The 13,691-nt window shown below is 51.9% G+C and carries 11 protein-coding genes; 5 read left to right on the plus strand and 6 right to left on the minus strand.

The genetic code is table 11. The annotated features are described in order from the left end of the window. Positions 1-2: 2 nt before the first annotated feature. The 6 genes from ECL_RS05775 to ECL_RS05800 form a co-directional block, all read right to left on the minus strand. Positions 3-329, minus strand: a complete 327-nt coding sequence (locus tag ECL_RS05775) for a cytochrome o ubiquinol oxidase subunit IV (RefSeq protein WP_006176899.1) — start codon at positions 327-329, stop codon at positions 3-5. Continuing rightward, the gene (locus ECL_RS05780; RefSeq protein WP_003859057.1) at positions 329-943 is read right to left on the minus strand and encodes a cytochrome o ubiquinol oxidase subunit III; all 615 of its coding nucleotides are present in this window, start codon (positions 941-943) and stop codon (positions 329-331) included. The genes ECL_RS05775 and ECL_RS05780 overlap by 1 nt, the downstream gene beginning before the upstream one ends. Continuing rightward, entirely contained in the window at positions 933-2,924 is a 1,992-nt protein-coding gene (gene cyoB / locus ECL_RS05785; protein ID WP_013095850.1) for a cytochrome o ubiquinol oxidase subunit I, read from the minus strand. Before cyoB ends, ECL_RS05780 begins: the two co-directional genes overlap by 11 nt. A gap of 16 nt (positions 2,925-2,940) precedes the next feature. Then, complete coding sequence (gene cyoA, locus ECL_RS05790) at positions 2,941-3,888, minus strand: cytochrome o ubiquinol oxidase subunit II (RefSeq protein ID WP_013095851.1); 948 nt, start codon at positions 3,886-3,888, stop codon at positions 2,941-2,943. Positions 3,889-4,367: 479 nt separating this feature from the next. Continuing rightward, complete coding sequence (ampG, locus tag ECL_RS05795; protein WP_013095853.1) at positions 4,368-5,843, minus strand: muropeptide MFS transporter AmpG; 1,476 nt, start codon at positions 5,841-5,843, stop codon at positions 4,368-4,370. Between the two features lie 45 nt (positions 5,844-5,888). Continuing rightward, positions 5,889-6,467 (minus strand): lipoprotein, encoded by a 579-nt coding sequence (locus tag ECL_RS05800; protein ID WP_013095854.1) that lies wholly within the window; start codon positions 6,465-6,467, stop codon positions 5,889-5,891. Between the two features lie 303 nt (positions 6,468-6,770). Between ECL_RS05800 and bolA the strand changes: the two genes are divergently transcribed. From bolA to lon, 5 genes are all read left to right on the plus strand, one after another. After that, entirely contained in the window at positions 6,771-7,088 is a 318-nt protein-coding gene (gene bolA / locus ECL_RS05805) for a transcriptional regulator BolA (RefSeq protein ID WP_013095855.1), read from the plus strand. A gap of 330 nt (positions 7,089-7,418) precedes the next feature. Further along, positions 7,419-8,717 carry a trigger factor gene (gene tig / locus ECL_RS05810; protein ID WP_013095856.1) on the plus strand — a complete coding sequence of 433 codons (1,299 nt, stop codon included), beginning with the start codon at positions 7,419-7,421 and terminating at the stop codon, positions 8,715-8,717. A gap of 258 nt (positions 8,718-8,975) precedes the next feature. Beyond that, positions 8,976-9,599: an ATP-dependent Clp endopeptidase proteolytic subunit ClpP gene (clpP, locus tag ECL_RS05815; protein WP_013095857.1), complete on the plus strand. Its 624-nt coding sequence runs from the start codon at positions 8,976-8,978 to the stop codon at positions 9,597-9,599. Between the two features lie 127 nt (positions 9,600-9,726). Further along, the gene (clpX, locus tag ECL_RS05820) at positions 9,727-11,001 is read left to right on the plus strand and encodes an ATP-dependent protease ATP-binding subunit ClpX (RefSeq protein ID WP_013095858.1); all 1,275 of its coding nucleotides are present in this window, start codon (positions 9,727-9,729) and stop codon (positions 10,999-11,001) included. Positions 11,002-11,185: 184 nt separating this feature from the next. Continuing rightward, positions 11,186-13,540: an endopeptidase La gene (gene lon / locus ECL_RS05825; protein WP_013095859.1), complete on the plus strand. Its 2,355-nt coding sequence runs from the start codon at positions 11,186-11,188 to the stop codon at positions 13,538-13,540. The last annotated feature ends 151 nt before the right edge of the window (positions 13,541-13,691 follow it).

Here is a 13,691-nt window from a genome sequence, read left to right on the forward strand (position 1 = left end):
TCTTAGTGAACCATCATGTTGTAGTTAAGGTTCCACATAATCCAGATGGAACCGACTACCAGGATAGCGATGATAATCACGGTAAAGATGAAAGCCGTCATGTTCCAGCCTTCATCGGACTTGGTGTTCATGTGCAGGAAGCAAACCAGATGCACCAGAATCTGAATCACCGCGGTCACCAGGATTGCACCCAGAATAACCGGCTTAGACGCAGAACCGCTCATCACCATCCAGAACGGGATCACCGTCAGGATGATCGACAGGATAAAACCTGTCATGTAGGTTTTTACGCTACCGTGGGAAGCGCCATGATCGTTTGAATGACTCATTACATCGCCCCCATCAGATAGACAACAGAGAACACACAGATCCAGACCACGTCCAGGAAGTGCCAGAACAGGCTCAGGCACATGATACGGGTACGGTTAGTGCTGGTCAGGCCGCGACGGGAGATCTGGAACATCAGAACCGCCATCCAGATCAGACCGGAGGTCACGTGCAGACCGTGGGTACCGACCAGTGCGAAGAACGCAGACAGGAAGCCACTGCGATCCGGCCCGAAGCCTTCCATAATCAGGTGATGGAATTCATAGATTTCCATCCCGATGAATCCAGCACCAAACAACCAGGTCAACGCCAGCCAGGAGACAACCTGGCTCTTGTTGTTTTTGTACATGGCGATAGCCGCCATGCCGTAGGTGATGGAGCTGAATAACAGCAGTGCGGTTTCAACCAGAACGAACGGCAGTTCAAAAATGTCCTTGCCGGTCGGGCCGCCCGCTGTGCCGTTCACCAGAACGGCATAGGTTGCGAACAGACAGCAGAACAGAATGCAGTCGCTCATCAGGTAGATCCAGAACCCGAAGACTTTCGTCGGTCCTGTATCGTGGTGCGCATGTTCATGCGCGTGGGCAGTCGAGTGCGCCAGAGTATCAGTTGCCATTTTTCAGCCCCGCTTTAGAAATCTCGTCGAAATGCTGATTTTCCAGCTTTTCAACTTCACGGACTGGTACGTAGTAGTCCACGTCCTCGTCAAAGCTCTTCACAATCCAGCTGATTACGATGCCAGCGAAGCCAACAATCGCCATCCACCAGATGTGCCAGATCATTGCGAAACCAAATACCGTTGCGAAAGCGGCAATCACGATGCCCGCTGCGCTGTTTTTCGGCATATGGATCTCTTCGTAATGGTCAGGTTGCTTGTACGCTTCACCTTTTTCTTTCATTTCCCAGAATGCATCACGTTCGTGAATGTGCGGCACTACGGCAAAGTTATAGAACGGAGGTGGAGAAGAGGTCGCCCACTCCAGCGTACGGCCACCCCATGGGTCACCGGTCAGGTCGCGGTTCAGGTTACGGTCACGGATGGACACGTAGTACTGAATCAACTGGCACAGAATACCGCAGGCAATCAGCGCGGCACCGCCCGCTGCAACCATCAGCATTGGGTGGAACTGCGGATCGATCTGCTGGCTCAGACGACGGGTCATACCCATGAAGCCCAGCACGTACAGCGGCATAAATGCTACGAAGAAGCCAATGATCCAGAACCAGAACGCGCGTTTACCCCATTTCTCGTTCAGCGTGAAGCCGAACGCTTTTGGCCACCAGTAGGTTACGCCAGCGAAGCAGCCGAAGACCACGCCACCGATGATAACGTTATGGAAGTGCGCAATCAGGAACAGACTGTTGTGCAGAACGAAGTCAGCACCCGGTACCGCCAGCAGTACGCCGGTCATCCCACCTACGGAGAAGGTGACGATGAAGCCGATGGTCCACAGCATCGCTGAGTGGAACACGATACGGCCCTGGTACATGGTGAACAGCCAGTTGAAGATCTTCACCCCGGTAGGGATGGCGATAATCATGGTGGTAATACCGAAGAAGGCGTTTACGTTCGCGCCCGCACCCATAGTAAAGAAGTGGTGCAGCCAAACGATGAACGACAGAACGGTAATACAGACGGTTGCCCACACCAGAGAGGTGTAACCAAACAGACGTTTACGCGAGAAGGTTGCTGCGATTTCGGAGAACACACCGAAGACAGGCAGAACCAGAATGTACACTTCCGGGTGACCCCAGGCCCAAATCAGGTTGATGTACATCATCATGTTGCCACCCATGTCATTCGTGAAGAAATGGGTGCCCAGGTAGCGGTCCAGGGTCAGCAGCGCGATGGTGACGGTTAGAATTGGGAAGGATGCGATAATCAGTACGTTGGCGCACAGAGATGCCCAGGTAAATACCGGCATCTTGAACATGGTCATACCAGGCGCACGCATCTTCAGGATGGTCACGAAGAAGTTGATACCGGTCAGGGTGGTACCGACACCGGAGAGCTGAAGCGCCCAAATCCAGTAGTCAACGCCAACGCCCGGGCTGTACTCAATTCCTGACAGCGGTGGGTAAGCCAGCCAGCCGGTCTGAGCGAATTCGCCCACGCCCAGTGACAGGTTAACCAGGATAACGCCGACAACCGTAAACCAGAAGCTCAGGTTGTTCAGGAACGGGAACGCAACGTCGCGCGCGCCAATTTGCAGCGGAACGACAACGTTCATCAGACCGATAACCAGCGGCATCGCCACGAAGAAGATCATGATAACGCCGTGAGCGGTAAAGATCTGGTCGTAGTGGTGCGGTGGCAGGAAGCCGGCTTCACCCGCAGACGCGAGTGCCTGCTGGCTACGCATCATGATCGCATCCGCAAAGCCACGAATTAACATGACGATACCGACGATGCAGTACATGATACCGAGTTTTTTGTGGTCAACCGAAGTCAGCCACTCGTTCCACAGGTAGCTCCACTTACCGAAGTAAGTGATTAAGGCCAGTAAGGCCGCGCCACCGATGATAATGGCAGCCACCGTAACCATGATAATCGGTTCATGGTAGGGCACTGCATCCAGTGTCAATTTTCCGAACATTTTCTTCCTCGGCCCCTTAGTGAGCGGTTTCCGCGTGGCTCATGTCCATGCCTTCCATACCTTCATGTGCGCTATGCTCGCCTTCAGGCTGGGTCATGTCCATGCTCTTGCCGTGATCCATAAATTTGCCAATAACGTCTTTGAACAAATCAGGTTTCACGTTAGAGAAGTACTCCACCTTGTTGTATTCGCTAGGTGCAGCCACTTTTTCGAACGCCGCCATGTCAGACATGGTGTTTGGAGACTGCTTCGCTTTTGCAACCCATTGGTCGAAAGCGGCACGGTCCGGCGTCGCAATAGCTTTGAACTTCATACCTGAGAAGCCCGGGCCGCTATAGCTGGCGGAGATACCATCATAGGTGCCTGCTTCATTCGCGATCAGGTGCAGGTTGGTCTGCATACCAGCCATCGCGTAAATCTGGCTACCCAGACGTGGGATGAAGAAGGAGTTCATTACGGAGTTGGAGGTCACTTTGAACTGAACCGGAGTGTTCGCCGGGAAGGCGATTTCATTCACGGTAGCAATGCCCTGCTCTGGATAGATGAAGAACCATTTCCAGTCCATGGAGACCACTTCGATGGTAATTGGTTTTTCATCGTGAACCAGCGGTTTGCTTGGCTCAAGTGCGTGAGTGGTTTTCCAGGTCAGCACAGCGAGGAACAGGATGATCAGAATAGGAACCGTCCAGACCACAGCTTCCACTTTATTGGAGTGTGACCAGTTAGGGCTATACTTCGCATCTTTATTGCTCGCACGATACTTCCAGGCGAAACCAACAGCCATCAAAATGGCTGGAATAACCACAATCAACATCAGGCCAAATGCCGTCAGTATCAGTGAACGTTGTTCCAGTCCAATCTGTCCTTTGGGGTCAAGTAGTGCAGAATCGCAGCCACTGAGTAATACAGTGCCTGCGAATAATGACAACCATCCCAAACTTTTATTGTATTTCCTGAGTCTCATTTAACGACCTCAATTCCACGGGAGTCTGGTGGCGTTTAAAGTGTGGGGGCATTTTACGGGAAGGTTACATTACTGTAAACATCATTAGGCCTGTGTCAGGAAGGTGTTACCGGGTTCTGCCGCACGTGTCACAAGTGTTGCAAATTATGTCGGTTTTTATGACCGAAGCCGCATGGCATGGGCTTTATAACGAAAGGACCCCCAAGCATACTCTAAAAGGGGCAATTGGTATAACCATTGTTAAAAATAAACAAAAAATTAACAATTAATTATCAATAAAAAGACAATTAAAAAACGAAAATTCAATCTTTCCTAAGCTGAATCGTTTAATGAAAAATAGCCTGAAAGAAATGGCTCCAATAATTTCCGAATCCTATCCCGCACAAAACAACAAATATTTTTTTTAGCGTTTGTCGGTTATTTCACCGTTATAATTTCGGCCGGTGATTACAACGGGAAATAACCTTTCGCTTTTATCTTCAGGTTGTCTGCGTTTTACGCAGAGCCAGAAAATCGAGCAGCCCACCGAGCAGGATCCCGACGACCGCCAGCAGGGCGCCGACATCAAGGAGAAGGGCTTCAAGAGGAAGCACCAGGGGGGTAGTGGCATTGATGATGAGCACCACGAGCCATAACCCCAGCGTCAGACATCCCACCATTAACAGGCGTAGCGCAAAACGGTAGGCGCGCTGATATTCCGTTCGCGGCATAAAGTGTTCTGTTCGCTGGGTATATTCCAGCGTCTGGCGGCAGACCAGCAACAATAAAATGCCTGGCACGGCTGCAACCACGGAGAAGAGATAAAACGTTGGCCAACCGTGCGCTTCAACAAACCAACCGGCAATCGGCCCCACATATACGCGGCCCACGGCAGAAAGCGCCGAGAGCAGGGCGAACTGCGTTGCAGAAAACGACTTGTTGCAGAGCGTCATCAGCAGGGCGACAAACGCCGCGGTACCCATTCCGCCACACAGGTTCTCAAAGAACACTGCTGCCGCCATGCTAATCATATGTTTATCGGTAATCGACAGCAGCCAGTAACCCGCGTTAGACGCCCCCTGCAGAATGCCGAAGATCAGCAACGCCCGGAACAAGGTCAGGCGCTGCATCAACACCCCGCCGTAAAGTGCGCCGACGATAGTGGCAAACAGCCCGAGGGTTTTGTTAACCACTCCCACTTCACCGGCATCAAACCCGACGCCGCGGATCAGGAACGTGGTGGTCAGGCTCATCGCGAAGGCATCACCCAGCTTATAAAGGACGATGAGCAGCAGGATCAGCCAGGCATTGTTGCGGCCAAAGAAATCACGCAGCGGTTCGGCAACGGCCTGCTCCAGAGAACGGGGGACCGGAATCACGTCGCTCGGTTCAGGGGCGAGGAGGGTGGCAATAATGCACGGGATCAGCAGGGCGGCCATCAGCCAGTACATGCCCTGCCAGCCCATATAGCGGTCAGCCAGCCACAGCGCCAGCCCACCAGATACCAACATGCCGAGGCGATAGCCCAGCACGCTGATGGCTGCACCGGCTCCACGCTCTTCTGCGGGTAACACGTCCGTTTTCCAGGCATCAAACACGATATCCTGTGACGCGGAACAGAAGGCGATCACCACCGCAAGCGCCGCCATCCAGCGAAGCTGTGTCGACGGCTCAAGGAATCCCATGGCGGCAATGGCCAGCAACAGCAGGACCTGCGTCATCACCAGCCAGCCACGACGACGGCCCAGGAACGGCGGGGTGTAGCGATCCATCACCGGCGACCACAGGAACTTAAAGACATACGCCTGGCCGACGAGCGAGAAGAAGCCAATGGTTTTGAGATCGATATTCTCAACCGTCATCCAGGCCTGCAACGTGCCGGAAGTGAGCGCGAGGGGTAAACCGGAGGCAAAGCCAAGGATCAGCAGAATGGCTGATTTGGGTTGCTGGAAAATGCGTAAGTAATGACTGGACATGTTCTTAAAAACTGACCCGGTAGAACACCGGGTCAGTCAGCAGGATTAACGCGCGTTTTGCTTGATAAAGTCGTGAATGCTGGTGTCCTGCGCCATATCGGCGATGGTATCGGTCAGCACGCTGTTTACGGCGTTCGCAATGTTTTGGTTAGAGGCCTGGAAAGCACCTTCTACGGAGTAGCTGGCACGATAGTTTTTGGTCATCTTGTTGCCGTTCTTCGCGGTAGCGATGATGGCGATGTCCGCTTTGGTGGAGATGTTGTAGCGCACGTTACCCTGGGAAACGTCAGCGTACAGGTTGTTAACGATGATCTGCAGATCAACCGCGCCGCTTGGGCCAATCATGTAACCACGAGAGGTCATCTGTTTCTCCAGCACTTCCTGCAGCAGGAAACGCAGGTCACGGGAAGCGGTCAACGTCACCAGCTGGTTGTCGCGGGTCACTTTCGCCAGGGCCTGATCCTGACGCTGATCGGCACCGTTAATGCTCACGGTCACGCCCATCAGGCTTGGATCCTGCTGAGGCAGCGTGATTTTTGGTGAGACATCAATAGTTGTTGGCGGGGTAGCGCAGCCTGCCAGCATAAAGAGGGCTACCAACGGAAAGAAGAGTTTTTTTAACATTTTCGGGTTCTCAACGAATCGTAAGCATATAGAGAAAAATTGCCGCCATCATAACATCGCTAACGGCCAGGGGAAGTGGTCAACGCATGTAAATTCATCGCCTTGTCTGAAAACTGACCAGTTCGCCCTTTTTCTCAACCTGTGTGTGACAAAACGTATGAGCCTCACAGTGAACTTCATTCGTTTGAATGAGAAAATAAGACGAAAGCTAAATATTTGTTGTCTTGTTGTAATGGAACCGGTAAAAGCGGCTAACATTTAAAGGGATGGGTGACATCCTGGCGTTGTCGGAGGAGTAATTTCATGATGATACGTGAGCAGATAGAAGATAAATTAAGGGCAGCGTTCAACCCTGTGTTCCTCGAAGTCGTCGACGAAAGCTATCGTCATAACGTGCCGGCAGGTTCTGAAAGCCACTTCAAAGTGGTTCTGGTTAGCGATCGCTTCACGGGAGAACGTTTCCTGAACCGACACCGCTTGATCTACAGCACCTTGACGGAAGAACTCTCCACAACCGTACATGCGCTGGCATTGCATACCTACACCATTAAGGAGTGGGAAGGCTTGCAGGATACGGTTTTTGCATCCCCGCCTTGTCGCGGTGCAGGCACCATCGCCTGATAAATCGGATTTGCAACCGCTGGAGTTTTTCCAGTATGTTGCTTACAGATTTCCTCAAAACGGCCTTCGGGCCGTTTTGTTTTGTCTGAGTTTTGAGCGGATGGTGCGATTTTAAGGCTAAAAATAGCCTTAAAGTGTGAAAAAAGCCGCAGCAACATGCCCCAACCGTTCTCGACTCACCTAAGTGATGCCGCTATAATGCCGCGTCTTATTGAATGTCTTCGGGATGATTCTGGCGACAGGGAATGTGAATCTGCACTAAGAGAGCATCCCGGTAAAACAGACAGATTCAGAGTTGACCGAGCACTGTGATTTTTTTGAGGTAACAAGATGCAAGTTTCAGTTGAAACCACTCAAGGCCTTGGCCGCCGTGTAACGATTACTATCGCTGCTGACAGCATCGAAACTGCTGTGAAAAGCGAGCTGGTCAACGTAGCAAAAAAAGTACGTATTGACGGCTTCCGTAAGGGCAAAGTACCAATGAATGTTGTTGCTCAGCGTTATGGCGCTTCCGTGCGTCAGGATGTGCTGGGTGAACTGATGAGCCGCAACTTTATCGATGCGATCATCAAAGAAAAGATCAATCCGGCCGGTGCGCCGAACTACGTTCCAGGCGAATACAAACTGGGCGAAGACTTCACCTACTCTGTAGAGTTCGAAGTGTATCCGGAAGTAGAACTGAAAGGTCTGGAATCTATCGAAGTTGAAAAACCGATTGTTTCCGTGACCGACGAAGATGTTGACGGCATGCTGGATACCCTGCGTAAGCAGCAGGCTAACTGGAAAGAGAAAGAAGGCGCTGTTGACGCTGAAGACCGCGTCACCATCGACTTTACCGGTTCTGTAGACGGCGAAGAGTTCGAAGGCGGCAAAGCGACTGACTTCGTACTGGCAATGGGTCAGGGTCGTATGATCCCGGGCTTCGAAGACGGTATCAAAGGCCACAAAGCGGGCGAAGAGTTCACCATCGACGTGACCTTCCCTGAAGAGTACCACGCTGAAAACCTGAAAGGTAAAGCAGCGAAGTTCGTCATCAACCTGAAGAAAGTGGAAGAGCGCGAGCTGCCAGAACTGACTGAAGAATTCATCAAGCGTTTCGGCGTGGAAGATGGTTCTGTTGCCGGTCTGCGTACTGAAGTACGTAAAAACATGGAACGCGAGCTGAACGGCGCTGTGCGTAACCGTGTGAAATCTCAGGCTATCGAAGGTCTGGTGAAGGCGAACGAAATCGACGTTCCAGCTGCGCTGATCGACAGCGAAATCGACGTACTGCGTCGTCAGGCTGCACAGCGTTTCGGTGGCAACCAGCAGCAAGCGATGGAACTGCCACGCGAGCTGTTCGAAGAGCAGGCAAAACGCCGCGTTGTTGTTGGTCTGCTGCTGGGCGAAGTGATTCGTACCCACGAGCTGAAAGCTGACGAAGAGCGTGTGAAAGGCCTGATCGAAGAGATGGCTTCTGCATACGAAGATCCATCAGAAGTTATCGAGTTCTACGGTAAGAACAAAGAGCTGATGGACAACATGCGCAATGTTGCCCTGGAAGAGCAGGCTGTTGAAGCGGTACTGGCGAAAGCGAAAGTGACCGAAAAAGCGACCTCTTTCAACGAACTGATGAACCAGCAGGCGTAATTTCGCCCCGAAGGTTTAAAGTTTGAACAAAAACCCGTTGCCTTCCGGCAACGGGTTTTTTTTATCGCACCAATAGCCCTGGAAGGGTGCTAAAACGCCCTTTCGGTGTTAGCGTAACAACAAAAGGTTGTTATGCTTGAAATAGGGCAATGTAAACCCCATAAGTGTGTAATCAGATGAATGAGACTGGCTGATAATCCGTCCGTAAGGTTACAATCAGTACAGCAGGTGTTTTCAATTTTGATCCAGGAGACGGAAATGTCATACAGTGGCGAACGAGATAACTTTGCACCCCATATGGCTCTGGTGCCAATGGTTATTGAACAGACCTCACGTGGTGAGCGTTCTTTTGATATCTATTCCCGTCTGCTCAAGGAACGCGTTATCTTTCTGACCGGCCAGGTGGAAGACCACATGGCGAACCTGATCGTGGCGCAGATGCTGTTTCTGGAAGCGGAAAACCCGGAAAAAGACATTTACCTGTACATTAACTCCCCAGGCGGCGTGATTACGGCAGGTATGTCCATTTATGACACCATGCAATTCATCAAGCCTGATGTGAGCACTATCTGTATGGGTCAGGCAGCATCTATGGGTGCCTTCCTGTTAACCGCAGGGGCAAAAGGCAAACGTTTCTGCCTGCCGAATTCCCGTGTGATGATTCACCAGCCGCTGGGTGGTTACCAGGGGCAGGCGACGGATATCGAAATCCACGCCCGCGAAATTCTCAAAGTAAAAGCGCGCATGAATGAACTTATGGCGCAGCATACGGGTCAATCTCTTGAGCAGATCGAGCGCGATACCGAGCGCGATCGCTTCCTCTCTGCTTCAGAGGCAGTTGAGTACGGCTTAGTCGACTCCATTTTGACCCATCGTAATTGATGCCCGCGACGCGAGTGTGCCGCTATACTAAGGTAAAGCGGCACTCTGCTTGAGAGCAGCTTGCGTCTGAAAATGGCATTTGCGTCGTCATGTGCGGCACAAAGAACTTAAAAAGAGGTTTGGACTCATGACAGATAAACGCAAAGATGGTTCGGGCAAACTGCTGTACTGCTCTTTTTGCGGCAAAAGCCAGCATGAAGTGCGTAAACTGATTGCCGGGCCGTCCGTGTATATCTGCGACGAATGTGTTGATTTATGTAATGACATCATTCGCGAAGAGATTAAAGAAGTAGCGCCTCACCGTGAGCGTAGCGCGCTGCCGACACCGCATGAAATTCGTCATCATCTTGATGACTATGTCATCGGTCAGGAGCAGGCTAAGAAAGTGCTGGCGGTAGCGGTATATAACCACTACAAACGCCTGCGTAACGGTGATACCAGCAATGGCGTTGAGCTGGGTAAAAGTAACATTCTGCTGATTGGCCCAACCGGTTCCGGTAAAACGCTGCTGGCTGAAACGCTCGCACGCCTGCTGGATGTGCCGTTCACCATGGCGGATGCCACCACCCTGACCGAGGCCGGTTACGTGGGTGAAGATGTGGAAAACATCATCCAGAAACTGCTGCAGAAGTGCGATTACGACGTACAGAAAGCCCAGCGCGGGATCGTCTATATCGATGAGATCGACAAGATCTCCCGTAAATCAGACAACCCGTCTATCACCCGTGACGTATCAGGGGAAGGTGTACAGCAGGCATTGCTGAAGCTGATCGAAGGGACCGTTGCCGCAGTGCCCCCGCAGGGTGGCCGTAAACATCCGCAGCAGGAGTTCCTGCAGGTTGATACCTCCAAGATCCTGTTCATCTGTGGCGGTGCTTTCGCCGGTCTGGATAAAGTTATCTCCCACCGTGTTGAAACCGGCTCCGGCATTGGTTTTGGCGCAACGGTGAAGGCCAAATCCGAGAAAGCGAACGAAGGCGAACTGCTGTCTCAGGTTGAACCAGAAGATCTGATCAAGTTTGGTCTGATCCCAGAATTCATTGGGCGTCTGCCGGTTGTGGCTACGCTGAATGAACTGAGTGAAGAAGCCCTGATCCAGATCCTGAAAGAGCCGAAAAACGCGCTGACCAAGCAGTATCAGGCGCTGTTTAACCTGGAAGGCGTTGAGCTGGAATTCCGTGATGAAGCGCTGGATGCAATTGCGAAGAAAGCGATGATCCGTAAAACCGGTGCCCGTGGTCTGCGTTCCATCGTTGAAGCCGCGCTGCTTGATACCATGTACGACCTGCCTTCCATGGAAGATGTCGAAAAAGTGGTTATCGACGAGTCCGTTATCGGTGGTCAAAGCAAGCCGCTGCTGATTTACGGGAAACCGGAAGCGCAGCAGGCATCTGGCGAATAATTCACCAAATCATACAAGCAGTTAATCAAAAAGGGGGGATTTTATCTCCCCTTTACTTTTTCCGTATTCATGGCGTTGAATGTGTGGGAAACATCCCCATATACTGGATTACATGTTAATGGTTGTGTGAAGCACAGTTACATGACCAGTTTACCTGGCGGACACTAAACTAAGAGAGAGCTCTATGAATCCTGAGCGTTCTGAACGCATTGAAATCCCCGTATTGCCGTTGCGCGATGTGGTGGTTTATCCGCACATGGTCATACCCTTATTTGTAGGGCGGGAAAAATCTATCCGTTGCCTCGAAGCCGCCATGGATCATGATAAAAAAATCATGTTGGTTGCGCAGAAGGAAGCTTCGACGGATGAGCCGGGTGTAAACGATCTTTTCACCGTCGGGACCGTGGCCTCTATTTTGCAGATGCTGAAGCTGCCTGACGGCACCGTTAAGGTGCTGGTAGAAGGCCTGCAGCGTGCGCGTATTACCACCCTGTCTGACAATGGCGAACATTTCTCTGCCAAGGCAGAGTACCTTGATTCGCCTCAGCTTGATGAGCGCGAGCAGGAAGTGCTGGTGCGCACCGCGATTAGCCAGTTTGAAGGCTATATCAAGCTGAACAAGAAAATCCCACCAGAAGTGCTGACGTCGCTGAACAGCATCGACGATCCCGCACGTCTGGCGGACACCATCGCAGCGCATATGCCGCTGAAGCTGGCGGACAAACAGTCCGTGCTGGAGATGTCCGACGTTAACGAACGTCTGGAATATCTGATGGCGATGATGGAGTCTGAAATCGATCTGCTGCAGGTTGAGAAGCGTATTCGCAATCGCGTAAAAAAGCAGATGGAAAAATCGCAGCGTGAGTACTATCTGAATGAGCAAATGAAAGCCATTCAGAAAGAGCTCGGCGAGATGGACGACGCGCCGGACGAAAACGAAGCGCTGAAGCGTAAGATCGACGCGGCAAAAATGCCGAAAGAGGCCAAAGAGAAAGCGGAAGCTGAACTGCAGAAGCTGAAAATGATGTCTCCGATGTCGGCTGAAGCGACGGTGGTGCGTGGCTACATCGAGTGGATGGTTCAGGTGCCGTGGAATGCCCGCAGCAAGGTCAAAAAAGACCTGCGTCAGGCGCAGGAGATCCTGGATACCGACCACTACGGCCTGGAGCGTGTTAAAGACCGCATCCTTGAGTACCTTGCGGTACAAAGCCGTGTAAACAAACTGAAAGGCCCAATCCTCTGTCTGGTTGGACCGCCAGGGGTAGGTAAAACCTCTCTGGGTCAGTCGATTGCGAAAGCGACCGGACGTAAATATATCCGTATGGCGCTGGGTGGCGTACGCGACGAAGCGGAAATCCGCGGCCACCGTCGTACCTACATCGGTTCTATGCCGGGTAAATTGATCCAGAAGATGGCGAAAGTAGGGGTTAAAAACCCACTGTTCCTGCTCGATGAGATCGACAAAATGTCGTCGGATATGCGTGGCGATCCGGCCTCGGCTCTGCTGGAAGTGCTTGATCCAGAACAGAACGTGGCGTTCAGCGATCACTACCTGGAAGTGGACTACGATCTGAGCGATGTGATGTTCGTGGCAACCTCCAACTCCATGAACATTCCGGCACCGCTGCTGGATCGTATGGAAGTGATCCGTCTGTCTGGTTATACCGAAGACGAGAAGCTGAATATTGCGAAGCAGCATCTGCTGCCGAAACAGATTGAGCGTAACGCACTGAAAGCCAACGAACTGACCGTCGAGGACAGCGCGATTATCGGCATCATTCGCTACTACACTCGCGAAGCGGGCGTGCGTAGCCTTGAGCGTGAAATCTCTAAACTGTGCCGTAAGGCGGTGAAACAGCTGCTGCTGGATAAGAGCCTGAAGCATATCACCATTAACGGCGACAATCTGCATGCCTATCTGGGCGTTCAGCGTTTCGACTATGGTCGTGCGGACAACGAAAACCGCGTGGGTCAGGTCACCGGTCTGGCATGGACGGAAGTGGGCGGCGATCTGCTGACCATCGAAACCGCCTGTGTACCAGGTAAAGGTAAGCTGACCTACACCGGTTCTTTGGGTGAAGTCATGCAGGAGTCCATCCAGGCGGCCTTGACCGTGGTTCGCGCACGTGCGGAGAAACTGGGGATCAACCCGGATTTCTACGAAAAACGTGACATTCACGTTCACGTCCCGGAAGGGGCAACGCCGAAAGATGGCCCAAGCGCCGGTATCGCGATGTGTACCGCACTGGTCTCCTGTCTCACAGGGAACCCTGTGCGCGCTGATGTCGCAATGACTGGTGAAATTACCCTGCGTGGTCAGGTTCTGCCAATTGGTGGGTTAAAAGAAAAACTGCTGGCGGCACATCGTGGTGGGATCAAAACCGTATTGATTCCTTACGAAAATAAACGCGATCTGGAAGAGATTCCGGACAACGTGATTGCCGATCTGCAGATCCATCCTGTTAAGCGAATTGAGGAGGTTCTTACTCTCGCATTGCAGAATGAACCCTCCGGAATGCAGGTTGTGACCGCAAAATAGTGACCTCGCGCAAAGAGCGTCAATAAAAACAAGGCTGGTAAGTCATTTCGCACTTGCCAGCCTTTTTTTGTATAGCTAATTTAGATTGCTGATTAGGTCAGCCATCAACAACGGGTGTTGTAAGGTCATGGCAGGCCTGATATAACTGCTG

Source organism: Enterobacter cloacae subsp. cloacae ATCC 13047, from assembly GCF_000025565.1.
GTDB lineage: Bacteria > Pseudomonadota > Gammaproteobacteria > Enterobacterales > Enterobacteriaceae > Enterobacter > Enterobacter cloacae.